General features: G+C 71.2%; 25 protein-coding genes. 13 read left to right on the top strand and 12 right to left on the bottom strand.

Translation table 11 applies throughout. From position 1 onward, the window contains the following. The first annotated feature begins 31 nt into the window (after positions 1–31). The 4 genes from ABZ880_RS05805 to rbsD all read left to right on the top strand — a co-directional run bounded on the left by ABZ880_RS05805 (position 32) and on the right by rbsD (position 4,894). The gene (locus ABZ880_RS05805) at positions 32–1,552 is read left to right on the top strand and encodes a sugar ABC transporter ATP-binding protein (protein WP_361257449.1); all 1,521 of its coding nucleotides are present in this window, start codon (positions 32–34) and stop codon (positions 1,550–1,552) included. After that, positions 1,542–3,488, top strand: coding sequence for a substrate-binding domain-containing protein (locus tag ABZ880_RS05800; RefSeq protein WP_361257446.1), 1,947 nt, complete (start codon positions 1,542–1,544; stop codon positions 3,486–3,488). Before ABZ880_RS05805 ends, ABZ880_RS05800 begins: the two co-directional genes overlap by 11 nt. 117 nt (positions 3,489–3,605) lie before the next feature. Continuing rightward, on the top strand, positions 3,606–4,508 hold the full coding sequence (locus ABZ880_RS05795) for a ribokinase (RefSeq protein WP_361257443.1): 903 nt from the start codon (positions 3,606–3,608) through the stop codon (positions 4,506–4,508). Continuing rightward, positions 4,505–4,894, top strand: a complete 390-nt coding sequence (rbsD, locus tag ABZ880_RS05790) for a D-ribose pyranase (RefSeq protein WP_361257440.1) — start codon at positions 4,505–4,507, stop codon at positions 4,892–4,894. The genes ABZ880_RS05795 and rbsD overlap by 4 nt, the downstream gene beginning before the upstream one ends. Before the next feature lie 203 nt (positions 4,895–5,097). Here the strand turns inward: rbsD and ABZ880_RS05785 are convergent, their stop codons facing one another. The 4 genes from ABZ880_RS05785 to ABZ880_RS05770 form a co-directional block, all read right to left on the bottom strand. Beyond that, on the bottom strand, positions 5,098–5,298 hold the full coding sequence (locus ABZ880_RS05785) for a hypothetical protein (protein ID WP_361257437.1): 201 nt from the start codon (positions 5,296–5,298) through the stop codon (positions 5,098–5,100). Between the two features lie 71 nt (positions 5,299–5,369). After that, positions 5,370–6,197, bottom strand: coding sequence for a sugar phosphate isomerase/epimerase family protein (locus ABZ880_RS05780; RefSeq protein ID WP_361257434.1), 828 nt, complete (start codon positions 6,195–6,197; stop codon positions 5,370–5,372). Continuing rightward, positions 6,194–7,345, bottom strand: a complete 1,152-nt coding sequence (locus tag ABZ880_RS05775) for a dihydrodipicolinate synthase family protein (RefSeq protein WP_361257431.1) — start codon at positions 7,343–7,345, stop codon at positions 6,194–6,196. Before ABZ880_RS05775 ends, ABZ880_RS05780 begins: the two co-directional genes overlap by 4 nt. Continuing rightward, complete coding sequence (locus ABZ880_RS05770) at positions 7,342–8,499, bottom strand: Gfo/Idh/MocA family oxidoreductase (protein ID WP_361257428.1); 1,158 nt, start codon at positions 8,497–8,499, stop codon at positions 7,342–7,344. The genes ABZ880_RS05775 and ABZ880_RS05770 overlap by 4 nt, the downstream gene beginning before the upstream one ends. 316 nt (positions 8,500–8,815) lie before the next feature. On the opposite strand from ABZ880_RS05770, the gene ABZ880_RS05765 reads away from it, so the two are divergent. Further along, complete coding sequence (locus ABZ880_RS05765) at positions 8,816–9,862, top strand: LacI family DNA-binding transcriptional regulator (protein ID WP_361257425.1); 1,047 nt, start codon at positions 8,816–8,818, stop codon at positions 9,860–9,862. 77 nt (positions 9,863–9,939) lie between these two features. On the opposite strand, the gene ABZ880_RS05760 is transcribed toward ABZ880_RS05765, so the two are convergent. Next, a complete protein-coding gene (locus ABZ880_RS05760; RefSeq protein WP_361257422.1) occupies positions 9,940–10,620 on the bottom strand; it encodes a class I SAM-dependent methyltransferase in 681 nt (226 codons plus the stop codon). Between the two features lie 168 nt (positions 10,621–10,788). Here ABZ880_RS05760 and ABZ880_RS05755 point away from each other — a divergent pair, with 168 nt between their 5' ends. The 4 genes from ABZ880_RS05755 (at position 10,789) to ABZ880_RS05740 (ending at position 14,666) form a co-directional block, all read left to right on the top strand. Continuing rightward, the gene (locus tag ABZ880_RS05755) at positions 10,789–11,385 is read left to right on the top strand and encodes a dihydrofolate reductase family protein (RefSeq protein WP_361257419.1); all 597 of its coding nucleotides are present in this window, start codon (positions 10,789–10,791) and stop codon (positions 11,383–11,385) included. Positions 11,386–11,483: 98 nt separating this feature from the next. Next, on the top strand, positions 11,484–12,416 hold the full coding sequence (locus tag ABZ880_RS05750) for a helix-turn-helix domain-containing GNAT family N-acetyltransferase (protein WP_361257416.1): 933 nt from the start codon (positions 11,484–11,486) through the stop codon (positions 12,414–12,416). An 11-nt stretch (positions 12,417–12,427) separates the two neighbouring features. Then, positions 12,428–13,228, top strand: a complete 801-nt coding sequence (locus ABZ880_RS05745; protein WP_361257414.1) for a sugar phosphate isomerase/epimerase family protein — start codon at positions 12,428–12,430, stop codon at positions 13,226–13,228. A 184-nt stretch (positions 13,229–13,412) separates the two neighbouring features. Then, complete coding sequence (locus ABZ880_RS05740; protein WP_361257411.1) at positions 13,413–14,666, top strand: MFS transporter; 1,254 nt, start codon at positions 13,413–13,415, stop codon at positions 14,664–14,666. Here ABZ880_RS05740 and ABZ880_RS05735 read toward each other — a convergent pair. Continuing rightward, positions 14,641–15,234, bottom strand: coding sequence for an alpha/beta hydrolase (locus ABZ880_RS05735; RefSeq protein ID WP_361257408.1), 594 nt, complete (start codon positions 15,232–15,234; stop codon positions 14,641–14,643). The genes ABZ880_RS05740 and ABZ880_RS05735 overlap by 26 nt on opposite strands. A gap of 50 nt (positions 15,235–15,284) precedes the next feature. Here ABZ880_RS05735 and ABZ880_RS05730 point away from each other — a divergent pair, with 50 nt between their 5' ends. Beyond that, positions 15,285–16,247, top strand: coding sequence for a LysR family transcriptional regulator (locus tag ABZ880_RS05730; protein WP_361257405.1), 963 nt, complete (start codon positions 15,285–15,287; stop codon positions 16,245–16,247). Between the two features lie 33 nt (positions 16,248–16,280). Here ABZ880_RS05730 and ABZ880_RS05725 read toward each other — a convergent pair whose 3' ends face one another. The 5 genes from ABZ880_RS05725 to ABZ880_RS05705 are packed head-to-tail and all read right to left on the bottom strand — an operon-like array spanning position 16,281 to position 19,751. Continuing rightward, a complete protein-coding gene (locus ABZ880_RS05725) occupies positions 16,281–16,910 on the bottom strand; it encodes a GNAT family protein (protein ID WP_361257402.1) in 630 nt (209 codons plus the stop codon). Positions 16,911–16,923: 13 nt separating this feature from the next. Next, positions 16,924–17,061, bottom strand: a complete 138-nt coding sequence (locus tag ABZ880_RS05720; protein ID WP_361257400.1) for a hypothetical protein — start codon at positions 17,059–17,061, stop codon at positions 16,924–16,926. Between the two features lie 12 nt (positions 17,062–17,073). Further along, entirely contained in the window at positions 17,074–17,592 is a 519-nt protein-coding gene (locus ABZ880_RS05715) for an HAD family hydrolase (RefSeq protein WP_361257397.1), read from the bottom strand. After that, positions 17,582–18,832, bottom strand: a complete 1,251-nt coding sequence (aroA, locus tag ABZ880_RS05710) for a 3-phosphoshikimate 1-carboxyvinyltransferase (RefSeq protein WP_361257394.1) — start codon at positions 18,830–18,832, stop codon at positions 17,582–17,584. The genes ABZ880_RS05715 and aroA overlap by 11 nt, the downstream gene beginning before the upstream one ends. A gap of 4 nt (positions 18,833–18,836) precedes the next feature. After that, positions 18,837–19,751 (bottom strand): EamA family transporter, encoded by a 915-nt coding sequence (locus ABZ880_RS05705; protein ID WP_361257391.1) that lies wholly within the window; start codon positions 19,749–19,751, stop codon positions 18,837–18,839. 88 nt (positions 19,752–19,839) lie between these two features. On the opposite strand from ABZ880_RS05705, the gene ABZ880_RS05700 reads away from it, so the two are divergent. The 3 genes from ABZ880_RS05700 (at position 19,840) to ABZ880_RS05690 (ending at position 23,673) form a co-directional block, all read left to right on the top strand. Beyond that, complete coding sequence (locus ABZ880_RS05700; RefSeq protein ID WP_361258165.1) at positions 19,840–20,757, top strand: LysR family transcriptional regulator; 918 nt, start codon at positions 19,840–19,842, stop codon at positions 20,755–20,757. A 334-nt stretch (positions 20,758–21,091) separates the two neighbouring features. Further along, complete coding sequence (locus ABZ880_RS05695; RefSeq protein ID WP_361257388.1) at positions 21,092–22,885, top strand: glycoside hydrolase family 3 protein; 1,794 nt, start codon at positions 21,092–21,094, stop codon at positions 22,883–22,885. A 140-nt stretch (positions 22,886–23,025) separates the two neighbouring features. Then, complete coding sequence (locus ABZ880_RS05690; RefSeq protein WP_361257385.1) at positions 23,026–23,673, top strand: hypothetical protein; 648 nt, start codon at positions 23,026–23,028, stop codon at positions 23,671–23,673. Positions 23,674–23,721: 48 nt separating this feature from the next. Here the strand turns inward: ABZ880_RS05690 and ABZ880_RS05685 are convergent, their stop codons facing one another. Continuing rightward, positions 23,722–25,143, bottom strand: coding sequence for a S28 family serine protease (locus ABZ880_RS05685; protein WP_361257382.1), 1,422 nt, complete (start codon positions 25,141–25,143; stop codon positions 23,722–23,724). Positions 25,144–25,230 lie beyond the last annotated feature (87 nt).

The raw sequence follows: 25,230 nt of genomic DNA, 5'->3' as shown, positions 1-25,230 counted from the left end.
GAGCCGTCCCCGTAATGAACAGGAGCCAGACGTGAGCAACGCGGACGAGTTGCTGCGCATCGAGGGCATACGGAAGACCTTCCCGGGCGTGGTCGCGCTGGACGGCGTCGACTTCGATCTGCGCCGGGGCGAGGTGCATGTGCTGCTCGGTGAGAACGGCGCGGGCAAGAGCACCCTCATCAAGATGCTCTCCGGCGCCTACACCCCCGACGCCGGGCGGATCCTGGTGGGCGGCGAGGAGGTGCGCATCCATGGTGCGCAGGACTCCGAGCGCCTCGGGATCGCCACCATCTACCAGGAGTTCAATCTCGTACCGGACCTCACGGTCGCCGAGAACATCTTCCTGGGGCGGCAGCCGCGCCGCTTCGGGGTGATCGACCGGAAGACGATGGAGGCCGACGCCGAGGTCCTGCTGAAGCGCGTCGGCGTGAACGTGTCGCCACGCGCGCGTGTGCGTGAACTCGGCATCGCGCGGCTGCAGATGGTCGAGATCGCGAAGGCGCTGAGCCTGGACGCGCGCGTGCTGATCATGGACGAGCCGACCGCCGTGCTCACCTCGGAAGAGGTGGAGAAGCTCTTCGCGATCGTGCGTTCGCTGCGCGAGGACGGCGTCGGGATCGTCTTCATCACGCATCACCTGGAGGAGATCGCCGCCCTGGGAGACCGGGTCACGGTGATCCGCGACGGCAAGTCCGTCGGACAGGTGCCCGCTTCCACGCCCGAGGACGAGCTCGTACGGCTCATGGTGGGACGGTCGATCGAGCAGCAGTACCCCCGTGAACAGCCCGAGAAGGGCGCCGCGCTGCTCACCGTCGAGGGGCTGACCCGCGACGGTCTCTTCCACGACGTGAGCTTCGAGGTGCGCGCCGGCGAGGTCGTCGGGATCGCGGGGCTGGTCGGTGCCGGCCGTACGGAGGTCGTGCGGGCCGTGTTCGGGGCCGATCCGTACGACAAGGGGGCCGTGAAGGTCTCCGGGGCGTCTCTGAGGGGCCACGACGTGGGCGCCGCGATGGCGGCCGGCCTCGGGCTGATCCCCGAGGACCGCAAGGGTCAGGGCCTGCTCCTGGACGCGTCCGTCGAGGAGAACCTGGGTCTGGTGACGCTGCGTTCGGCCACGCGCGCGGGGCTCGTCGACCTCAAGGGACAGCGGGAGGCCGCCGCCCGGATCGCCGAGCAGCTCGGCGTGCGGATGGCCGGACTCGGCCAGCACGTACGGACGTTGTCCGGCGGCAACCAGCAGAAGGTCGTGATCGGCAAGTGGCTGCTCGCCGACACCAAGGTGCTGATCCTCGACGAGCCGACGCGCGGTATCGACGTCGGCGCCAAGGTCGAGATCTACCAGCTGATCAACGAACTCACGGCCGCCGGGGCCGCCGTACTGATGATCTCCAGCGATCTGCCCGAGGTGCTCGGCATGAGCGACCGGGTGCTGGTGATGGCCCAGGGCCGGATCGCGGGCGAACTCTCCGCCGACGAGGCCACCCAGGACGCCGTCATGTCCCTCGCCGTGAGCACCCCTACCACCGAACTGGAGGCCACCCGTGGCCGCTGACACGCTCAAGAGCACGACGGGCGCGAGTGGCGCCCCGGGGCTTCGCCGCCTTCTGCTCGACAACGGTGCGCTGACCGCGCTGATCGTCCTCGTCATCGCGATGTCGGCGCTGTCCGGCGACTTCATGACGACGGACAACCTCCTCAACGTCGGCGTCCAGGCGGCCGTGACCGCCATCCTCGCCTTCGGTGTGACCTTCGTGATCGTCTCGGCGGGCATCGACCTGTCGGTCGGCTCGGTGGCCGCCCTGTCGGCCACCGTCCTTGCCTGGAGCGCCACTTCACAGGGCATGCCGGTCGTCCTGGCGGTCGTGCTCGCCATCGCGACCGGCATGGTGTGCGGCCTGGTCAACGGCTTCCTGATCTCGTACGGGAAACTGCCGCCGTTCATCGCCACGCTCGCCATGCTGTCGGTGGCCCGCGGTCTGTCCCTGGTGATCTCACAGGGCTCCCCCATCGCCTTCCCCGACTCGGTCTCGCACCTCGGTGACACCCTCGGCGGCTGGCTGCCGGTACCGGTGCTCGTGATGGTCGGCATGGGTCTCATCACCGCGTTCGTGCTCGGCCGCACGTACATCGGCCGCTCGATGTACGCGATCGGCGGCAACGAGGAAGCGGCCCGGCTGTCGGGTCTGCGGGTGAAGAAGCAGAAGCTCGCGATCTACGCGTTCTCCGGTCTGTTCGCCGCCGCCGCGGGCATCGTGCTCGCCGCCCGGCTGTCCTCCGCGCAGCCGCAGGCCGCGCAGGGCTACGAGCTCGACGCGATCGCCGCGGTCGTCATCGGCGGTGCCTCGCTGGCCGGTGGTACGGGCAAGGCCTCCGGCACGCTGATCGGTGCGCTGATCCTGGCGGTGCTGCGCAACGGGCTCAACCTGCTGTCGGTGTCCGCCTTCTGGCAGCAGGTCGTCATCGGTGTCGTGATCGCGCTGGCGGTGCTGCTGGACACCGTTCGCCGCAAGGCCGGGGCCACTCCGGTGACCACCGGTACCGGCGGCAACAAGGGCAGGCAGGCGGCGACGTACGTCCTCGCGGCCGTGGTCGCGGCGGCTCTCGTCGGCGCCATGTCCTTCCTGCACACGGGCACGTCCGCGGCCAGGAGCGAGAAGATCGGCCTGTCGCTGTCGACCCTCAACAACCCGTTCTTCGTGCAGATCCGCGCCGGTGCGCAGGCCGAGGCGAAGAAGCTGGGCGTGGACCTGACCGTCACCGACGCCCAGAACGACGCCTCCCAGCAGGCCAACCAGCTGCAGAACTTCACCAGCGAGGGCCTCGGCACGATCATCGTCAACCCGGTGGACTCCGACGCGGTGACTCCGGCGGCGAAAGCCGTGAACAAGTCCGGCATCCCGCTCGTCGCCGTCGACCGCGCGGTCAACAACGCCGACACGGCCGCGCTGGTCGCCTCCGACAACATCACCGGCGGAAAGCTCGCCGCGAAGGCGCTCGCCGAGAAGCTGGGCGGCACCGGCAAGATCGTAATCCTGCAGGGCCAGGCCGGTACGTCGGCGGCGCGTGAGCGCGGGGCAGGTTTCGCCGAGGGGCTGAAGGCCTACCCGGGCATCAAGGTCATCGCCCAGCAGCCCGCCGACTGGGACCGCACCAAGGGCCTGGACGTGATGACCAACCTGCTCCAGGCACACCCCGACGTGAAGGGCGTCTTCGCCCAGAACGACGAGATGGCGCTCGGTGCGATCAAGGCGCTCGGCTCCAAGGCCGGTACGTCGGTGACGGTGCTCGGTTTCGACGGCACCGCCGACGGACTGAAGGCCGTCGAGTCGGGCCGGCTGTACGCCTCGGTCGCCCAACAGCCCACCCTGCTGGGCAAGATCGCGGTGGACAACGCACTCAGGGCGATCCAGGGCAAGAAGGTCGAATCGGCGGTCAAGGTGCCGGTGAAGGTGATCACGAGGGACAACGTGGCCGGATTCACGGGCTGAGGCACCAAGGAGGCGGCCGAGCGGCTCATCGGGTCCCGGCCGCCTCGATTCCTCCGTATCTTGTTCGCATCTCGTTCACAAAGGAAGTCACTTGATGTACGACGGGGAGTCCTTCTGATGTACGACTACGACCTACTGGTCGTGGGTTCGGCCAACGCCGACCTGGTCATCGGCGTCGAGCGGCGGCCGGGGCCCGGCGAGACCGTGCTGGGCTCCGATCTCGCCGTCCACCCGGGCGGCAAGGGCGCGAACCAGGCGGTCGCCGCCGCCCGCCTCGGGGCCAGTACGGCGCTGCTGGCCCGGGTCGGCGACGACGCGTACGGCCGGCTGCTGCTCGACTCGCAGCGGGCGGCCGGGGTCGACACGGTGGGTGTGCTGGTGGGCGGGGCGCCGACGGGCGTCGCGCTCATCACCGTCGATCCGTCCGGGGACAACAGCATCGTGGTGTCGCCGGGCGCGAACGGGAAGCTGGTGCCGGGGGACGTCAAGGCCGCGGCATGCCTCTTCCAGGCCTCGCGGGTGGTCTCGACGCAGCTGGAGATCCCGCTGGAGACGGTCGTGGAGGTCGTACGCAGTCTGCCCCCGGACAGCCGCTTCGTGCTGAACCCGTCGCCGCCGCGGCCGCTGCCGTCCGAGGTGCTGGCGGCATGCGACCCGCTGATCGTCAACGAGCACGAGGCGAAGGTCGTGCTGGGCGACGCGTGCGTGTCCGACCGGCCCGAGGACTGGGCCCGGCTGCTGCTCGCCAAGGGCCCGCGCTCGGTCGTGGTCACCCTCGGCGCGGAGGGGGCGCTGGTGGCCTCCTCGGGCGGGGTCGCGCGGGTGCCTTCGGTGAAGGTGGACGCGATGGACACGACGGGTGCGGGCGACGCGTTCACGGCGGCGCTGGCGTTCCGGCTCGGGGGCGGGGCTTCGCTGGCCGAGGCCGCGGCGTATGCGGCCCGCGTCGGGGCTGCTGCCGTCACCAAGGAGGGCGCGCAGGTGTCCTTCCCCACGGCCGAGGAGGTCGACGCCCTGTGAAGAAGGCGGGAATCCTGAACCGCCATCTCTCCGGCGCGCTGGCCGAGTTGGGCCACGGGGACGGGGTGCTGGTGTGCGACGCGGGCATGCCGATACCGAAGGGTCCGCGCGTGGTGGACCTGGCGTTCCGCGCCGGAGTGCCCTCCTTCGCGGAGGTGCTGGACGGGCTGCTGGCCGAGCTGGTGGTGGAGGGTGCGACGGCAGCGACGGAGGTGCGCGACGCCAACCCGCCGGCATCGACGCTGCTGGACGACCACTTCCCCAGGCTGGAGCTGGTCTCGCACGAGCGGCTGAAGGAGCTGTCGGCGGGGGCGCGGCTGGTGGTGCGGACGGGGGAGGCACGGCCGTACGCGAATGTGCTGCTGAGGTGCGGCGTCTTCTTCTAGACGCGGACGCTGCTGGATGCGAACACTTCGGACAAATTCGAGAGGGCCCGATCCGTCGACCGGGCCCCCTCGGGTTTTCCCCTCCAACATCAGAACCCCCGCGATCCCCCCAGATCCCCCTCCAGAAGTTCTGATGCCAAGTACGACCCGCAAGGTGGGGGAAGGGTTGCACGGCACTTCGGAATTTTTTTCCGACGCGGCCCTCAGACCCTGACGGCGTCCCCCTCGCGCACCCGTCCACCCCTCACGACCTGTGCATACACCCCGGCGCACGGTTCCGGCGCACGGCCCGGCAGCGCGGAAATCCGGTCTGTGATCTCCGTGGTCTTGAGCCGCTCACCGAGCATCGACTTGACCGGGTACCGGTACAGGGCGACGGCCTTGGCGGTGAAGGATCCGGACATGGATTCGCCCCGCACGGACTTTGCGCCGATGCGGGGCGAATCCCTCGGAATGCCTCTGCCCGTCTACCGGGTCACGTGTGCTCCACGAAGCGTCGTGCCGTCTCCGCCAGCACCTCGCGGCCGTCCCGGGCCCACAGGCCGTCGTTGAACAGTTCGACCTCGATGGCGCCGGTGTAGCCGGCGGCCTCCACGTACCCCTTCCACTCCCGCATGTCGATCGCGCCGTCGCCGATCTGCCCACGGCCGTTGAGCACGCCCTCCGGCAACGGCGTGGTCCAGTCGGCGAGCTGGAAGGTGTGGATACGGCCGCCCGCGCCCGCCCGGGCGATCTGCGCGGGCGCGTTGTCGTCCCACCAGATGTGGTAGGTGTCGACGGTGACCCCGACCTGCCGGGCCGGGAAGCGTTCCGCGAGGTCCAGGGCCTGAGTGAGCGTCGAGACCACGCAGCGGTCGGAGGCGTACATCGGGTGCAGCGGCTCGATGGCCAGGCGGACGCCGTGCTGTTCCGCGTACGGGCCCAGCTCGCCCAGGGCGTCCGCGATCCGCTCCCGGGCGCCGTGCAGGTCCTTCGAGCCGGCGGGCAGGCCGCCGGAGACCAGGACCAGCGTGTCGGTGCCGAGCGTCGCCGCCTCGTCGATCGCGCGCCGGTTGTCCTCCAGGGCCTTGGCACGCTCCCCCGGGTCGATCGCCGTGAAGAAGCCGCCGCGGCACAGCGTCGTGACCGTCAGGCCAGCGTCGCGGATCAGCTTGGCGGTCGCGTCCAGGCCGTACGACTGGACCGGTTCGCGCCAGAGACCGACGTTGCCGATGCCCAACTCGCGGCAGGCGTCGACCAGTTCCGGCATCGACAGCTGCTTCACGGTCATCTGGTTGATGCTGAAGCGTTCGAGCTCGCTCACTGGGCCACTCCGTACAGCGACAGCAGGTTCTTCATCCGCTCCTCGGCCAGCTTCGGGTCGGGGAACAGGCCCAGGCCGTCGGCGAGTTCGTAGGCACGGGCGAAGTGCGGGAGGGAGCGGGCCGACTGGAGGCCGCCGACCATCGTGAAGTGCGACTGATGGCCCGCGAGCCAGGCGAGGAAGACGACGCCCGTCTTGTAGAAGCGGGTCGGGGTCTGGAAGAGGTGGCGGGACAACTCGACCGTGGGGTCGAGGAGTTCACGGAAGCCGGCCACGTTCCCCGTGTCCAGCACCCGTACCGCCTCCGCCGCCAGCGGGCCCAGCGGGTCGAAGATGCCGAGCAGGGCGTGGCTGAAGCCCTTCTCGTCGCCCGCGATCAGCTCGGGGTAGTTGAAGTCGTCGCCCGTGTAGCAGCGGACGCCCTGCGGGAGCCGGCGGCGGATGTCGATCTCGCGCTGGGCGTCCAGCAGCGAGACCTTGATGCCCTCCACCTTGTCGGGGTGCGCGGCGATGACGTCCAGGAACACGTCCGTGGCCGTGTCGAGGTCGCTGGAGCCCCAGTAGCCCTCCAGCGCCGGGTCGAACATCGGGCCCAGCCAGTGCAGGACGACCGGCTCGGACGCCTGGCGCAGGAGGTGGCCGTAGACCTCCAGGTAGTCCTCGGGGCCGGACGCCGCGGCGGCCAGCGCGCGGGACGCCATCAGGATCGCCTGCGCACCGGACTCCTCCACGAGGGCGAGCTGCTCCTCGTAGGCCGCCCGGACCTCCACGAGAGACCCGGCGGTGATCTGGTCCGTGCCGACGCCGCAGGCGATGCGGCCGCCGACCGACCTGGCCTCGGCGGCGCTGCGGCGGATCAGCTCGGCCGCGCCCGCCCAGTCCAGGCCCATGCCGCGCTGGGCGGTGTCCATGGCCTCGGCGACACCGAGCCCGTGCGACCAGAGGTGGCGGCGGAAGGCGAGGGTGGCGTCCCAGTCGACGGCGGCGGGCGAGTCGGGCGACACGTCCGCGTACGGGTCGGCCACGACGTGCGCCGCGGAGAAGACCGTACGAGAGGTGAAAGGCGAGCCGGGAGTCACGGCCAGGGGCTCGGGGCGAGGGTCGTATGCCCTCAGTCCGCCCTTGAAGTCCGGGAGTTGGATGGTCACAGCGCGATCTCCGGTACGTCGATGCGGACGCCTTCCGCCGAGGACTTCAGGCCCAGCTCGGCGAGCTGGACGCCGCGGGCGCCGGCGAGCAGGTCCCAGTGGTAGGGGGCGTCGGCGTAGACGTGCTTGAGGAAGAGCTCCCACTGGGCCTTGAAGCCGTTGTCGAACTCGTCGTTGTCCGGGACCTCCTGCCACTGGTCGCGGAAGGAGTAGGTGGCCGGGATGTCGGGGTTCCAGACCGGCTTGGGGGTCAGGGAGCGGTGCTGGACGCGGCAGTTGCGCAGGCCCGCGACCGCGGAGCCCTCGGTGCCGTCGACCTGGAACTCCACCAGCTCGTCGCGGTTTACGCGGACGGCCCAGCTGGAGTTGATCTGGGCGATCGCGCCGCCGTCGAGCTCGAAGATTCCGTAGGCGGCGTCGTCGGCGGTGGCGTCGTAGGGCTTGTCGTTCTCGTCCCAGCGCTGCGGGATGTGGGTGGTGGCGATGGCCTGGACGGACTTCACGCGGCCGAACAGCTCGTGCAGGACGTACTCCCAGTGCGGGAACATGTCGACGACGATGCCGCCGCCGTCCTCCGAGCGGTAGTTCCAGGACGGGCGCTGCGCGGTCTGCCAGTCGCCCTCGAAGACCCAGTAGCCGAACTCGCCGCGGATGGAGAGGATGCGGCCGAAGAAGCCGCCGTCGATGAGGCGCTTGAGCTTGAGCAGGCCCGGGAGGAAGAGCTTGTCCTGGACCACGCCGTGCTTGATGCCGCTGTCGTTCGCCAGCCGGGCGAGCTCCAGGGCGCCTTCCAGACCGGTGGCAGTCGGCTTCTCGGTGTAGATGTGCTTGCCCGCCGCGATCGCCTTCTTGATCGCCTCCTCGCGGGCCGAGGTCACCTGGGCGTCGAAGTAGATCTCGACGGTCGGGTCGGCGAGGACCGCGTCGACGTCGGTCGAGATGTTCTCCGGGTCCAGACCGTGCTGCTCGGCGAGTGCGCGCAGGGCGTGCTCGCGGCGGCCGACCAGGATCGGCTCCGGCCACAGCACGGTGCCGTCGCCGAGGTCGAGGCCGCCCTGTTCGCGGATGGCGAGGATGGAGCGGACCAGGTGCTGGCGGTAGCCCATGCGCCCGGTCACGCCGTTCATGGCGATACGCACCGTCTTGCGTGTCACGTCATTCCCTTCGCTGGCGTCGTACACAGCGTCGTACGCGGGTGGTGTGCGCCGCGTCGGCCCTACTGATGAGCGTCACAGCAAGCGCTTTCTATACAAGGAGAAGCTAGCCTCTGACCAGTGGTCCGGACAAGACCGTGACCGCTTCGAGTTGTTCGAGGGGACGAACAGCAGGGGGTTGTGGCCGTAAGGTCTGCTCGATGTCTGCTCAGCAAGTCCGCTCGGCACGCTCGGAACCGTGGTGGTGGGGCGGCCTGTCTAGGTGGGCGGGCGTACGACGAGGTACGACGATGATGCGCGACCGGAGGACGACGAGATGACGGTGACCCTGGCGGACGTGGCGGCCCGCGCGCAGGTCTCGCCCGCGACGGTGTCGCGCGTGCTGAACGGGAACTATCCCGTGGCCGCCTCCACCCGTGAGCGGGTGCTGAAGGCGGTCGACGAGCTGGACTACGTGCTCAACGGGCCGGCGAGCGCGCTGGCCGCGGCCACGTCCGACCTGGTCGGGATCCTGGTGAACGACATCGCCGACCCGTTCTTCGGGATCATGGCGAGTGCGATCCAGTCGGAGATCGGCGGGCCCGGCGGCCGGGCCGGTGGCGAGCGGCTGGCGGTGGTCTGCAACACGGGGGGTTCGCCGGAGCGCGAGCTGACGTATCTGACCCTGCTGCAGCGGCAGCGGGCGGCGGCGGTGGTGCTGACCGGCGGGGCCATGGAGAACGAGCCGCATGCGGCGGCGGTCGCGGCGAAGCTGCGGAAGCTGACGGACGCGGGGACGCGGGTGGTGCTCTGCGGGCGGCCGCCGGCGGCGGACACCGGGGCGATCGCGCTGACCTTCGACAACCGCGGGGGCGGGCAGCGGCTGACCGAGCACCTGATCGGGCTGGGACACCGGCGGCTGGGCTACATCGCGGGGCCGGAGGAGCGGACGACGACGCGGCACCGGCTGGAGGGACACCGGGCGGCGCTGGCGGCGGCGGGGATCTCCGAGGATCCGCGGTGGAGCGTGTACGGGCGCTACGACCGGACGTCGGGCTATGAGGCGACGCTGGAGCTGCTGCGGCGCGACCCGTCGCTCACGGCGGTGGTCGCGGCGAACGACTCCGTCGCGCTGGGGGCGTGCGCCGCGCTGCGGGAGTCGGGGCTGCGGATTCCGGAGGACGTCTCGGTCGCCGGCTTCGACGATCTGCCGTTCAGCGTGGACGCGGTGCCTGCGCTGACGACTGTGCGGCTGCCGCTGGCGGAGGCGGGGGCCCGGGCCGGGCGGATCGCCATGGGGCGGGAGGAGCCGCCGCCGGGTGGGATCGCGACGGTTCGGGGGGAGCTGATGGTTCGGGGGTCTTCGGGGGTGCCGCGCGGCTGAGGGCGCGCCGTTGCCTTGATCGGGCTCCGGCACTTCCGTTGCCGTCGGCTGGGGGCCGGCCTTGTCGGCGCACGCCGTCAGTCCTTCACCGCCCGGAACCCGAACAACTCCGGCACGTCGCCCTGCCCCGCCTCCGCCGTCCGTACGAGGCGCAGGCCCGCCCCCGTAGCTGCGTTCAGCAGGTCGGCCAGCGGGACGTGCCAGGCGCCGACCCGGGCTCGTACGCCTGCGGGGTTCCAGCCGGCGAAGGTTCGGGAACGGTCGGCGTAACCGGCGTCCACCACGACCTTCGGTTCCTCGCGGCGGTCGGCGAACGCGCCCACGAAGCAGGGGTGGATGCCGAGGTGGACGAAACGACCGCCCGGCGTCAGGACCCGGGCGGCCTCCCGGAGCACGGCCGCGTAGTCGGGCACGTCCGTGCTCGCCAGGACGCAGACCACCGCCGGTACGGACGCGTCGGCCAGCGGGAGCGCGGTGGCGTCGGCCACCGCGACCGGCAACCGGGCTGCGGCGTGGCGCAGTTGGTTGCGGGAGAGGTCGACACCCACCGGTGTCCAGCCCAGGGTGGACAGCGGGCGGGCGTGGGCGCCCGTGCCGCAGCAGACGTCCAGGCAGGTGCCGCTACCCGGGCCCAGCAACTCGCCCAGGGTCGCGTGGACCTGCCGGACGTAGCCGCCGACGCCGTCGGCCGACATGTGGGCGTTGTACCAGTCGGCGTGGTCGTCGTACACCGCGATCGTGCTTCCCGATGCCTCCATGGATGTGAGGTTAGGGAGGGCCGTGCTGCCGAGCGACGGCGTTCGCTGACGGCTGCACGGCCCGGGATCCGGGCCTACGCTCGACCCACCGATGATTTCCGCGCTGCGCCCCGGTCTTCATTGCCGTAATCGCCGTGATCATCCGAGCGAACGACAGGAGAGAGTTCCATGCGCATCGTCATCAGCGAGTTCATCAGCCTCGACGGGGTCGTGCAGGCGCCCGGCGGCCCGGAGGAGGACACCGACGGCGGCTTCGCGCACGGCGGCTGGTCGCACCCGTACTTCGACCCGGAGGTGGTCGGGGGTGCCTTCGCCGCCGGGCTGGAGCAGGCCGAGGCGCTGCTGTACGGGCGGCGGACCTATCTGACCATGGCGGGGGCCTGGCCCGAGCGGGCCGGGGATCCGTTCGCCGACCGGCTCAACGCGCTGAAGAAGTACGTCGTGACCGACACCCTGAGCGACGACGAGCTGACCTGGAACAACACCGAGCGGATCGCGGGGAGCGAGGCCGTCGAGCGGATTCGGGCACTGCGCGCCGCCCCCGGCGGCGACCTGGCGATGATGGGCAGCCCCACGCTCGTCCGGACGCTGATCAGCGAAGGGCTCGTCGACGAACTCCAGCTCATCCAGATGCCGGTCATCCTCGGCGGCGGCAAGTCGATCTTCCCGGAGGACGGGGCCAAGCGGCCGTTCGAGCTGGTCTCCACGGCGCAGGGCAAGACCGGTGTGCAGGTGAACGTCTACCGGCCGGCCGGCGAGGGATAGCCGAGGGGTAGTCGCGGAGGGGCGGGTGTTCTAGGCTCGGACCGACGGTATCTCTGACTGAGTCAACCATCGGGCCGAGCAACGGGGGGTCGACGACCATGACCGTCCAGGACATCCGCACCTTCAACCGCTTCTACACGAACGTCATCGGCGCCCTCGACTACAGCCGCCAGCTGTACGCCCCGTACACCCTCACCGAGTCCCGCGTCATCTACGAGCTCGCGCACTCCCCGCGTACGGACGCGGCCGATCTGCGGGCCGAACTCTCCCTGGACGCCGGGTACTTGAGCCGGATCCTCAACAAGTTCGAGGAGGCCGGGCTGATCGAGCGGGCCCCCTCCGCCACCGATCCACGACGCCGGCACATCACCCTCACCGCCCGCGGCCGCGAGACCGCCGACCTGCTCGCCGAGCGGGCGAACGAGTCCGTCGGTGCGCTGCTGTCCACCGTGCCGTCCGCCGACCGGCCGCGCCTCGCGGAGGCGATGCTCGCCGTCCGCGAGATCCTCTCCGACGGCCGCCCGCCGCGCCGGGAGGACGTCGTGCTGCGTGAGCCGTCCCCCGGCGACCTCGGCTGGATCGTCCAGCGCAACGCCGCCCTGTACGCCTCCGAGTTCGGCTGGAACACCGACTACGAGGGGCTGGTGGCCCGTATCGTCGCCGACTTCGCGGAGGACCACGACCCGCATCTGGAGCGGGTGTGGATCGCCGAGCTCGACGGGCGGCCGGTGGGGTGCGTGATGTGCGTACGGGACGAGGCCCCGGCCACTGCGCGGCTGCGGCTGCTGCTCGTCGAGCCGGACGCGCGCGGGCTCGGTGTCGGCGACCGGCTCGTCACGGCGGTCGTCGACTTCGCGCGCGGTGTCGGCTACCGCGAGCTGGTCCTGTGGACCAACGACGTCCTCGCCGCCGCCCGCCGTATCTACCAGCGCCACGGCTTCGTCCTCGTCGCCGAGAAACCGCACCGCTCCTTCGGAAAGGACCTGAACGGCCAGGACTGGCGGCTGGACCTGCACAGCACACCCGAGTGACAGTAGGGACCATGAGACTGGCCTTCTCCACCCTCGGCGTCCCCGGTCTGCCCATCCCGGACGTGGTCCGGCTGGCGGCCACCCACGGCTACCACGGCGTCGAGCTGCGTGCACATCCCGAGGAGCCGGTCCACCCCGGCATCGACCTCTCCGAACGGGCCGACGTGGCCTCCGAGTTCAAGGCGGGAGGCATCGAGATCCTGGGACTCGCCGGGTACGCGCGCGTGGCGGCACCCGGCGACGACGGCCCCGTCATCGACGAGGTCAAGAGCCTCCTCGACCTCGCCCGCGACCTGGGGGCCCCGTACGTCCGGGTCTTCCCCGGCGGCGGCCACGAGCAGAGCCGCGAGCGCGCGGACGCGACGGCCGCCCGGCGGCTGGGCACGGCCGCGGAGTACGCCGCCGACCTCGGCGTACGCATCCTGCTGGAGACCCACGACTCGCACCGCACCGGCGCCGACGCGATCCGCATCCTCGGTCTGGTCGGCCACCGCCAGGTCGGCGCCCTGTGGGACGTCATGCACACCTGGCTGGGCGGCGAGCAGCCCTCGGAGTCGTACGCCGCGCTCTCGCCGTTCCTCGGCTACGTCCAGGTCAAGGACATCGCCTCCGCCGACGACACGACCCCGCTGCCGCTCGGCGCGGGGGTGCTTCCGCTCACGGACTGCGTGGAGGTCCTCTCCCGGCACGGCTGGGACGGGTGGCTGTGCTGGGAGTACGAGAAGCGGTGGTACGAGGAGGCTGCGCCGCTGCCGGATCTGCTTGCCGCCGGGCGGGAGCATTTGGGGCGGTTGCTGAACGAGTGTGCGTAGCGCTCCGCGGGGGGCCGGATTGGGCCGTCGTGCGTCTGCGGGTGCGTTGTGGCTGGTCGCGCAGTTCCCCGCGCCCCTTTAGGGCGCTGCACCACTGGCGGTAATTGAGTCGCCGGGTGTGCGGGCTGCCGTATAGCCTCCCCCGCATGCCTGCGCAGCCCGCTCTCTACCCCGTCATGCCCTCATGAGCCTCGACCTCGGCCGGGCGCTCGTCGACGTGCGGCCGCTGCGCACCTCGCCGCTGTTCCGGCGGCTGCTGATCGGGCGGACCGTGTCCGTGCTCGGCACGTTCATGACCATGGTGACCGTCATGTACCAGGTCTGGGACATGACGCACAGCACGGTCTGGACCGGTGCGGTGGGTCTTGCGGGTGCGCTGCCGACCGTCGTCGTGGGCCTGTTCGCGGGCGCGTGGGTGGACCGTGGGGACCGGCGCCGGATCTTCCTGTTCAACACCGTTGCCCAGGCGGTCTGTTCGCTGTTGCTCGCGGTGCAGGGGTTCACCGGTCATGTACCCGTGGCCGTCGTGCTGGCGCTGGTGGCCGCGCAGTACGGCTTCGGTGCGGTGGGCGGGCCGGCGGCAGGGGTGTTCGTGCCGCGGCTGCTGCCGAAGGAGCAGGTGCCGGCCGGGCTGGCGCTGAACATGATGTCGTTCACGACGATGATGCTTCTCGGCCCGGCCCTGGGCGGTCTGTTGATCGGCTGGGCGGGCGTCGGCTTCTGCTACCTGGTGGACGCCCTGAGCTTCGCGCTCGCCTTCTACGGTGCCTTCGGGCTGCCCGCGCTGCCGCCGGAGGGCGAGCCGTCGCGGGCCGGACTGCACGGCGTGCTGGACGGGTTGCGCTTCCTGTACGGGCATCGGGTGGTGCGCGGTGCCCTGGTCACCGACCTGGCGGCCACCGTGCTGTCGATGCCGGTGAGTCTGTTCCCGCTGGTCAACGCGGAGCGCTTCGGCGGAAATCCGCGCACGCTCGGTCTGTTCCTGTCTGCGATCTCCGTCGGCGGCATCGTGTCGTCGGTGTTCTCCGGGGCGGTCACCCGGCTGGGCCGCCCCGGTCTGGTGATGCTGTGCGGCGCCGGGACGTGGGGCGTCGCGCTGGCCGCGTTCGGCCTGATGAGCAGCCCCTGGGCGGGACTTGCCTGTCTGGTCGTCGCCGGTGCCGCCGACAATGCCTCGGTGGTCGCACGCAGCACGATCGTGCAGACCCGCACCCCGGACTCCCTGCTGGGCCGGGTGACGTCGGCCGAGCAGATCGTCGGCCAGGCCGGGCCCAACATCGGCAATCTGCGCGGCGGTCTGGTCGCCGGCTGGACCTCGGGCGCGACGGCCCTGGTGACCGGTGGTCTGCTCTGCCTGCTGGCGGTGCTGTCGGTGGGCGCGAGCACCCCGGAACTGCGGGCCGGAACGGCCGCTACGCCCGAGCCGGACGCACCGTGAGCTTCGCCGTCCCGTCCAGGCACCAGTCCAGTACGGCGGGCCAGGAGCCGTAACCGGCGTCGAGGTCGAGGTGGGCGGCGCCGGGCAGGAGGTCGGTGGGGATGCGCAGGGGGTCGCCGAAGACGTCCCGCGCGCCCTCCGGGCAGTACGGATCGTCGTCGCCGGCGACCAGGCGGGTGGGGGCGGGGAGCGTGAAGTCGAGGGCGGGCGGGGCGAATTCGGCGACTTCCGCAAACCGTGCGAGGACGGAGGCGGACGGCGGCGCGACGAGCAGCACCCGGTCCACGTCCCCTTCCTTCACGAGTCCGCGCGAGACGGCGTGCAGCCAGAGCAGGGCGGAGGCGCTGTGGGCGAGGACGACGCGCTCGCCCTCGCCACCGCGCAGGCCGTCCAGATGCCGGGTCAGCTCGGACAGCCAGACCTCGAGGCTCGGGTCGTCGGGGTCGGGGAGCTGGGGGTAGGTCACGTGGTGGCCGAGCTCGCTCAGGCGGTCGGCGAGCCAGTGCTGCCAGTGGGCCTCGGGGCGGTGGTTCTGCCAGCCGTGGAGGATGAGGAAGTGCGAGGTCATGGGACCGATGGTTTCCGAACAGCGGGGCCTGGTCCAGTTAATCTTTCGCGGTGGAACAGGTAAGCGAGACCTTCACGGTCGGTGGGGGCTTCACGGTCGATCTGCGCCGGCTGACCCTCCTGCGCGAGCTGCAGCGCCGGGGCAGCCTCGCGAGGACGGCCGAGGCACTGCATCTGACTCCCTCCGCCGTCTCCCAGCAGCTCGCGGCCCTGGCCCGCGAGGTGGGCGTACCGCTGACGGAGCGGGAGGGCAGGGGCGTACGGCTCACCGGACAGGCGCGGGTGCTGCTGGCGCACGCCGATCTGATCGCGGCCCAACTGGAGCGGGCGCGGGCCGACTTGGCGGGGTACGGGGCGGGCGGGCGCGGTTCGGTGACGATCGGCTGCTTCTCCAGCGGCGTCCTGGGCCTGCTGCCGGGCGTGATGCGGGCCCTGGCCGAGCGCCTCCCGCGCCTCAGGGTGGACGTCGTGGAGGCGGAGCCGCCGGACCTGTTCACCGCGCTCGACGCGGGGCAGGTCGACGTGGCGGTGGCGGTGGACTTCGCGAAGGCGCCGCCGCACACGGACGACCGCTACAGCAGGGTGGACCTGTTCACCGACGTCCTGGACCTCGTCGTACCGGCCGACCACCGTCTGGCCGGGCAAGGGCGGGTGGCACTGCGGGAGCTGGCCCGTGACCCGTGGATCGTGGGGGCGGCGGACAGCTGCTGCGGCGCGGTGGCGCGCTCGGTGTGCGCGGCGGCCGGTTTCACCCCGGACGTCCGCCACGCGGTGAACGACTGGGCCGCCCTCGCGGCGCTGGTCGAGGCGGGCCAGGGGGTGGCGCTGATCCCGCGGCTGGTGCGGCCGTCGTACGAGCATCGCCGGGTGGCGCTGCTGCCGACGGAGGGGCAGCCGGCGTCGCGGAACGTCTTCGCGGCGGTGCGCGCGGGGGCGGAGGGCGACGCGGTGTTGGGGGCGGTGGTGGAGCAACTGCGGGCCGGCGCGGACAAGTTGAGCGCCGACGTCGACTGACGCGATGCCCCTCACCCCCGGACGCCGAGGCGCCTACACCCGCGCCACGAACCGCGCCACCCGCGCCTCCAACCGCTCCCGGCACTCCGGCCACTCCCCCGCCGTGACCGAGAAGATCGCCGAGTCGCGCAGCCGCCCCTCCTCGCCCGGGGCCCAGGAGCGCGACCAGTTCCTCAGTACGCCCTCGAAGCGTGCCCCCACGCTCTGGATCGCCGCGCGCGAACGGCTGTTGCGGGCGTCCGTCTTCAGGTCGACCCTCGCCACGTCCCACACCTCGAAGGCGTGCCGGAAGAGCAGCAGCTTGGCCTCGGCGTTCACGCCCGTGCCCTGCGCCGAGGCGCCGAGCCAGGTGAAGCCGACCTCCACGGCGTCGAGTCGGTCCTCGTCGCGCCAGCACCGCGGCTCCCAGTACGAGGTCGCGCCGACCGCCCGGCCGGTCGCGAGCGACACCTGGGCGTACGGCGCCAGCCGTCCCGTCGCCGCGCGGGCGAGCTGCGCGTCGATGTAGGCGCCGATCTCGGCGGCTCTGGGCACCCAGGTGAACTCGTACGTGCCCCGGTTCTCCTCGGCCGCCACCGCCAGGTCGGCCGCGTGCCGGTGCTCCAGCGGCTCCAGGCGCACCAACTCGCCCTCCAGCACCGGCCCTTCGAGCACGTACCCCATGCAGAACTCCCCCTCAGAACAGGTCGATGATCTCGGTCAGCGCGGTGATCGACGCAACCCCGGGCGGCTCGACCGCCCCGTCACGGCACAACACCCGCCCCACGTACCCGAGTTCGATGGCCGCCGCCACCAGCTCCGGGTCGTCGTCCACGAACGCGCACTCCTACGCCCGCAGTCCCAGCGCCTCGCTCGCATGCCGGTACATACGCGGGTCGGGCTTGCGGCAGCCGAGGACCGCCGAGATCGCGTATGCCTCGAAGTAGCCGCCGATGCCGAGTTCGGCGTGCCCCTGCGGCAGCCCCGGCCACGCGTCCGACACCACCGCCATCCGCACGCCCCGCCGCCTCAGCTCCTCCAGGGTCTCCACCACGTCCGGGAAGACTTCGAGAACCGATGTCGCCGGGACCTCCCGGCCCAGGTCGGCCAGGAACTCGGGCGTCGGCTCCAGGCCCAAGTGGCGCAGGAGGACCCGGTGATAGTCGTCGTAGTCCGGGGTTGTCTCGGAGGCAGCGAAGAAGGCCTCGCCGGCCGCGATCGCCCCCGCGAACCGCTCCGGCGTGACCGTCGGGTCGTACCCGAGGACCGTCTCCTCGAAGTCGGCCCGCGGATTCCAGCGCCCGCCGATCGGACGGATCAGTACGCCGCCCGAGTCGAAGAGCACGGCTCGCAGCTCACCGGTCATCCCCCAGCCCGCTCCTCAGCTCCGCGAACGCCTCATGAAAGCCCGGGAAAGTCTTCCGTACGCACCCCGGGTCGTCGAACGAAATACCCGGCACCCGAAGGCCGGCGACCGCGAAGGACATCACGATGCGGTGGTCGCCGTACGACTTGATCTCCGCGCCCCGCGGGACAGCAGTGCCCGGCCGGATCTCGATCCAGTCCGGGCCCGTCGACACCTCGACGGCCAGCCGCCGCAGGTTCTCCGCGCAGGCCTCCAGGCGGTCGCACTCCTTCACGCGCGTGTTCGCCACGTCCTCGATCCGCACCGGCCCGGACGCGAACGGCGCGATCGCCGCCAGCGTCGGCATGGTGTCCGAGATGTCCCGCATGTTGACCGTCAGGCCGCGGAGTTCGCCGGTGCCCCGGACCGTCGTGGCGTCCGCGCCGACGGACACCTGCGCGCCCATCCGCCGCAGTACGTCGACGAAGCCCAGGTCTCCCTGCAAGGCCCCCGCGCCCAGCCCGGGCACCGTCACCTCGGCGCCCGGTGTCACGGCCGCCGCGGCGAAGAAGTAGCTCGCCGTCGAAGCGTCGGGCTCGACGGCGTAGGTGGTGGCGCGATAGCCGCCGGCCGGGACCACGAACACGTCGCCGTCCCGCTCCACCTCCACCCCGAACGCCCGCATCATCGCGATCGTGATCTCCACATACGGCACGGAGACCAGGTCGGTGACCCGGATCCGCAGACCCTTGCGCGTCAGCGGGCCCAGCAGCAGCAACGCCGTCAGGTACTGCGAGGACTGGCCCGCGTCCAGCACCACCTCCCCGCCCTCGACGCCCGCCGCCCGCACCGTCAGCGGATGGTGCCCCTCGGCCCCCTCGTGCCGCAGGTCCACGCCCAGGTCGCGCAGGGCGCGGGACAGCGGCAGGAGGGGGCGGCGGCGCATCTGCGGGGACGCGTCGAAGCGGTACGTGCCGTGGCCCGCCGCCGCCAGCGTCGGCAGGAAACGGGCCGTCGTCGCACCGTCGCGGCAGTACACGTCCGCCTCGGTCAACGCCGGGCCCTGCGGGCGACCGTCCACCTGCCAGGCGTCCGGGGTGCGGCCGACGCGGTACCCGAGCCGCACCAGGCCCTCGGCGAAGCCCTCGGTGTCGTCCGAGCGGAGCGGGCGTACGAGGGTGGTGACCCCGTCGGCCGCGGCCGCCAGGAACAGGGCGCGGGCGGTGATGGACTTGGAACCGGGGATGGCTACTGCGGGCATGTCCTCATGATCGGCCGAGTACGGGTTCGGGCGCTCCCTCGTCCACGGGATGGACCACTTCCGGTCGCCCCCGCGTCACCGAAGCCAGCCCCACCCCGCCCACCAGCAGCACCGCCGCGCACCACTTCAGCGGGCTCACCGACTCCCCCAGGAAGACCGCCGCCGACGACATCCCGAAGACCGGGACCAGCAGCGAGAACGGCGCCACCGTCGACGCCGGGTGGCGGCGCAGCAGCCAGCCCCACGCCCCGAAACCGAAGACCGTGGTGACCCAGGCGACGTAGACGACCGTGCCGGCGCCCTGCCGGTCCAGGGCGCGCAGGGCGTCGTAGTCCCGGCTCGGGCCCTCCAGGAGCAGGGACAGGCAGAGCAGCGGCAGGACCGGGACCGTGCTCACCCACACCATGAAGTTGAGCGCGTCCGGCGGGGCCGCCTTGCGGGTCAGGACGTTCGAGACGCCCCAGCAGGCCGCCGCCGCGATCACCAGGGCGAACGCGCCGAGCGGTCCGGACGTGCCCTCGTCCACGGCCGCGACACCGATGCCCGCCAGGGCCACGAACATGCCCGACACCCGTATGCGGGAAGGCCGTTCACCGAGGACGACGAAGGCCACGCCCGCCGTGAAGACCGCCTGGATCTGCACGACCAGCGACGACAGGCCCGCCGGCATCCCCGCGTCCATGCCGATGAACAGCAGGCCGAACTTGGCCACCCCGAGCACCAGCCCCACCGCCAGGATCCACTTCCACGCCACCTTCGGGCGGCCCACGAAGAAGACGGCGGGCAGTGCGGCCGCCAGGAAGCGCAGGGCGGAGAAGAGCAGGGGCGGGAAGTGACCGAGGCCGATCTCGACGACCGTGAAGTTCACGCCCCATACGGCGGCCACGACGAGGGCAAGAGCAAGGTGTGCTGGTCGCATGCGTCGAGCATCATGTCCGGCGACCGTGTAGCACCAGCGATGATTGCTGCACTGTTGGATGAAGCGCTGCTAACGAATGGGACTCCGCATGCTCGACCTCCAACGCCTTCGCGCGCTGCACGCCGTCTCCGTCCACGGCACCGTCGGCGCCGCTGCGGCCGCGCTCGGGTACACCCCGTCCGCCGTGTCCCAGCAGATCGCCAAGCTGGAGCGGGAGACCAGGACCGTGCTGCTCGAGCGGGACGGGCGCGGCGTGCGGCTTACCCCCGAGGCCCATCAACTCGTCGACACAGCACAGGAGTTGCTCGCGATAGTCGAGCGCGCGGAGACCGAGCTGGAGGAGCGGCGCGGGGTGCCGGCGGGGCGGCTGACGATCGCCGCGTTCGCGTCTGCCGCGCGCGGGCTGATGCCGGCCGTGCTCGCCGACCTGGCCGCCCGGCACCCCGCCCTCGACGCCCGGCTCAGCGAGATCGACCCGCATCTCTCCGTCGATCTGGTCGCCAAGGGCGCCCTCGACCTGGCCGTGGTGCACGACTGGGACATCGCGCCGCTGCCCGTGCCGCCGGGCGTCGAGCACGCGGTGATCGGCGACGACCGCAGCACGCTGCTGGTGCCGGCCGGCCATCCCTTCGCCGGGCGGGCCTCCGTGCGGCGCGAGGAGCTGGGCGGGGAGCGGTGGGTGTGCCAGCCGCCGGGGCGGGTCTGCCACGACTGGCTGTTGCGGACGATGCGTGCCGCCGGGCACGAGCCGGAGATCGTGCACCAGGCCGACGAGAACCCGACGCTCGTCGCGCTGGTCGCCGGCGGCCTCGGCGTCTGTCTGGTCCCGCGTCTGGGTCGCGGTCCGCTCCCGGCCGGGGTCGTCGAGGTGCACCTCGACCCGACCCCCGTAAGGCGGCTGTACGCCCTGTGGCGCAAAGGAGCCGCTCGTCGTCCGGCGATCGCAGAGACCGTACGCACTCTGCAGGAGCAGTGGCCCGAGGTCACGGCTCACCCGTCCCGTTGACCCCACCGGCAACGACTTCCCGGATTCGCCGGGAACGCGGGAACCCACCCCTAATACGGTTCGTCCAACCCGCAAGCTGTCGGATGAGTCTCCGCCGTGCGGTGTCGGCCCTCGCTGCTGGCTGCGATCGCTGACCTACCCTCTCCGCCGTACTGCGGCCGGCAGCACAGCCGCCATCGGCGCGCCCCCCTCCAACAGCGCCGATGGCGGCCCCTCCCCCAGGCCCCGCGGCCAACGCCCTGCCGTGCGCGCTCCCTTGACTGGCAGAAACTTCCCGGATATTGCTTCCCTCACGGAAGTTTCCTTCAGCGGATCACCTCCGGAAGGAGCGCACGTGCCCTCCAGACGTACCGTCCTCGCCGCCGGCGCAGGCGTCACCGCGGCCCTGGCCCTCGGCACCACCGCCTACGCGGGCATCCCCGACGACAAGAAGCTCCGCTCGCTCATCTCCCGTATGACCTTGGAGGAGAAGGTCGGCCAGCTCTTCGTCATGCGGGTCTACGGCCACTCCGCGACCGCCCCGGACCAGGCCGACATCGACGCCAACCTCAAGGAGATCGGCGTCCGCACGGCCGCCGAGCTGATCGCCAAGTACCGCGTGGGCGGCATCATCTACTTCACCTGGGCGCACAACACGCGCGATCCCCATCAGATCGCCGACCTCTCCAACGGGATCCAGCGCGCCTCCCTCAGCCAACCCCGCGGCCTGCCCGTCCTCGTCACCACCGACCAGGAGCACGGCATCGTCTGCCGCGTCGGCAAACCGGCCACCCTCTTCCCGGGCGCGATGGCCATCGGCGCGGGCGGCTCCCGCAAGGACGCCCACACCCTCGGCCGGATCTCCGGCGCGGAGCTGCGCGCGATCGGCATCAACCAGGACTACTCCCCGGACGCCGACGTGAACGTCAACCCGGCCAACCCCGTCATCGGCGTACGGTCCTTCGGCGCCGACCCGAACGCGGTGGCCGGACTGGTCGCCGCCGAGGTCGCGGGCTACCAGCGCTCGTCCGTGGCCGCAACCGCCAAGCACTTCCCGGGACATGGGGACACAGCGGTCGACAGCCACTACGGCTTCCCGATCATCACCCACACCCGCGAGGTCTGGGAGAAGCTGGACGCCGTCCCCTTCCGGGCGGCGGTGAAGGCCGGCATCGACTCGATCATGACCGCGCACATCCAGTTCCCGGCCCTCGACGACTCCGGCGACCCGGCCACCCTCTCCCACCCGATCCTCACCGGCATCCTGCGCGGGGAGCTCGGCTACGACGGGGTCGTGGTGACGGACTCCCTGGGCATGGAGGGCGTACGGACGAAGTACGGCGACGACCGCGTCCCCGTCCTCGCCCTCAAGGCCGGCGTCGACCAGCTCCTCAATCCGCCCGACCTCGCGGTCGCCTGGAACGCCGTCCTCAGGGCCGTCCAGGGCGGGGAGCTGGCCGAGTCCCGGCTCGACGAGTCGATCCTGCGCATCCTGCGGCTGAAGTCGAGGCTCCGGCTGTTCGACGATCCGTACGTCAGGCAGGGTGCCGTGGACCGGGTGGTCGGCACGAAGGCGCACCTGGCGGCGGCCGACCACATCGCCGAGCGGACGACAACGCTGCTGGTCAACAAGGGTGGCCTGCTGCCGCTGTCGAGCCGTACGCACAAGAAGCTGCTCGTCGTCGGCGCCGACCCGGCCTCCCCGTCCGGCACGACGGGCCCGCCGACGGGTGTCCTCGCGACGGCCCTCACCGAACTGGGCTTCACGGCCACCCCCCTGTCCACGGGTACGGCGCCTTCCTCCGCGACCATCACCAAGGCCGTCGCGGCGGCTCAGGACGCGGACGCGGTGGTCGTCGGTACCTACAACGTGACCGCGGGCAGCTCGCAGAAGACGCTCGTCGAACAGCTGGTGGCCACCGGGAAGCCGGTGGTCGCGGTCGCGATCCGCAACCCGTACGACGTGGCCCAGCTCCCCTCCGCCCCGGCCCACTTGGCGTCCTACTCCTGGACCGACGTCGAGCTGCGCGCGGCCGCCCGGGTGATCGCCGGGAAGGTCGCGCCTCGCGGGAAGCTGCCGGTGCCGGTGCAGCGGGCGGACGATCCGGCGCAGGTGCTGTACCCCATCGGATACGGGCTGTCGTACTAGACGGGGCGTAGGGCCCATACGCCTCGCACCCGGCGTACGACCCCCAACAGGCGCAAAGCCTCCCGCGCGTCTGGCGTGCGCCCGCCGAGGCGGGTCACGCTGGATGCGGGTCATCTGGGGAGGTGCCCGGGGGGATCGCGATGCGTGAGAGATGTTCCGTGGGGGTGGTCCGCACACTGCTGGTACTGCTCGCTGCCCTGCTGACCGGCTGCCAGGCCCTGTCGCCGTCCGGTTCGGGCGGCGACGAGCCGAGCAGGGCGCCCGAGGGAAGCGGCCGGGCGACCTCGACGCAGCCGTCGGGATACGGGGCGGTGTTCCTCGCGGTCGACGAGTGCAGTTCGTTCGGTACGACGAGCTTCACCGAGGTGCCGTGCACCAGTGAACGCGCGGCGGCGCGGGTGATCGCCCGTTACGACGGCAAGGTGGGCGACGGTCCGCTGTGCCCGGCGACCACCGACTTCGTGCTGCACATCAGCCGGCAGAGCGCCTCGTCCGACGAGGACGGCGACGGTTCGGTGCCGCAGGGCTACGCCTGCATGCGCAACCTGGAACCGCCGCATCCCGGCGACCCGGGCGGCGGGGGCGGTCCGCGCACCATCGTCGGCGACTGCGTCTACGGCTCCGGAAGCGGGCAGGTCCGCGAGACCGCGTGCGACGGCAGCGGCAAGAACCAGCCGCAGTACAAGGTGGTCAAGGCGGTGGCGAAGCGGGCCCAGTGCCCGGCGGACACCGCGCTGTACGTGCAGCTGAAGGGCGGGAGGAAAGTGGGCTGCGCCCGGCCGGTGTGATCAACGGCCGGGCGCAGCAAGGGAGTTACGACACGGGACTACGGGCGGCTACGGGCGCAGCGCCGGCTCGCGCTCCACGTCCCGTACGTCCAGCTTCTTGTCGAACTTGGCCAGCGGCTTCGCCTGGGCCGCGGTGGCGGCCGGGACACCGGCCCACTCCAGGATCCGGGCGGTGGCCAGCGCCTTCTGGTCCGCGACCAGACCGGCCACGTTCGCGCCGTGGTTCAGGCCCGGTGCCGTGAAGACGTACGAGTCCTTCGAGCCCTTGCCGACACGGAAGCGCTCCGCGCCCCACGGGTCGTTCTGGCCGTAGACGAAGAGCATGTGGTGGGCGTTGTGCCGCACCCAGGTGTCGACGTCGCGCATCGCCCACGGCTGGAACTTCATCGGGATCGAGCGTGGCACGAAGTTCCGCGGCGGCTGGTAGCCGTAGCGGATGTACTTCTTCTCGATGTACGGGAAGTTGATGGTGGGGGCGCCGAGTTGGGTGCCCGCCTGGTAGTAGTACGGCGTGTACGGCTCGAGCCCCTGGTCCGTGTAGAAGGAGAACCCGGAGATCGTGTCGACGGAGTTCCAGATGTCGTCGTCGGTCGCGGTCGCCGCGTTCGCCGGGATCGAGTCGCAGTCGGAGAGCAGGCTGTACTGCCAGAAGCCCCAGACGTAGTCGAGGACGACGGCCTCGTAGGCGCGGTCCAGGCTGCCGATGGTGTTGAAGGTGTAGCCGTTGTCGGCCGCGTACGCCGCGTACTTCTTCTCCAGCGGCTCCCGGCGCACCAGCGCCTCGCGCTGCACGGCGTTCAGCCGGTCGCGGCACTCCTTGGTGCCGACCTGCGTGAAGAAGCGGTCGTAGGCGGAGTCCTCGTCGTTGACCACATCGTTCGGGGCCACGTACGCGACGACCCCGTCCATGTCCTTGGGATAGAAGCGCTCGTAGTAGGTGGCGGTCATGCCGCCCTTCGAACCGCCCGTGGAAATCCAGTTCTTGGTGTAGATGGACTTGAGCGCCTTGAAGATACGGTGCTGGTCGCTGGCCGCCTGCCAGATGTCCAGCTTGGACCAGTCGGCCGGGTTTGGCCGGGACGGCGTGAAGAAGCGGTACTCCATGGAGACCTGGTTGCCGTCCACGATCTGCGTGGGCTCGCGGCGGCTGGGGTTCGTGGAGACGTTGTAGCCGCCGGTGTAGAAGACCGTCGGGCGGCTGACGTCCTTGTGCAGCACGGTGATCCGCTGCTGGAAGGTGCCCTTGGACGGGTGGCGGTGGTCGATCGGCTGGGTGTAGTTGAGGACGAAGAAGCGGTAGCCGGTGTACGGCTTCTCCTCGATCAGGCTCATCCCCGGGATGGCGAGCAACTGATCCTTGATGTCGGTCGGTCCGGTGGCCTCCGGCTGGGCGGCGGTGGCCGCCCCCGCCGTGCTCAGCGTGCCTATGAGCACGGCGAGCGCCAGCAGCCATCTGAGCGCCTTGCGCATGCACCCTCCCCTGTGAGTCAGATGTGCGTGCGGAAGCTATCGGAGCAACTCCCTTACGCACCAGGGGAGGTAAAGAAATCCTTGGGT

The sequence above is a fragment of the Streptomyces sp. NPDC047043 genome (assembly GCF_040644055.1).
GTDB lineage: Bacteria > Actinomycetota > Actinomycetes > Streptomycetales > Streptomycetaceae > Streptomyces.
Note: the sequence above shows the minus strand (reverse complement) of the source record. Positions and strands in the feature narration are given on the sequence as shown.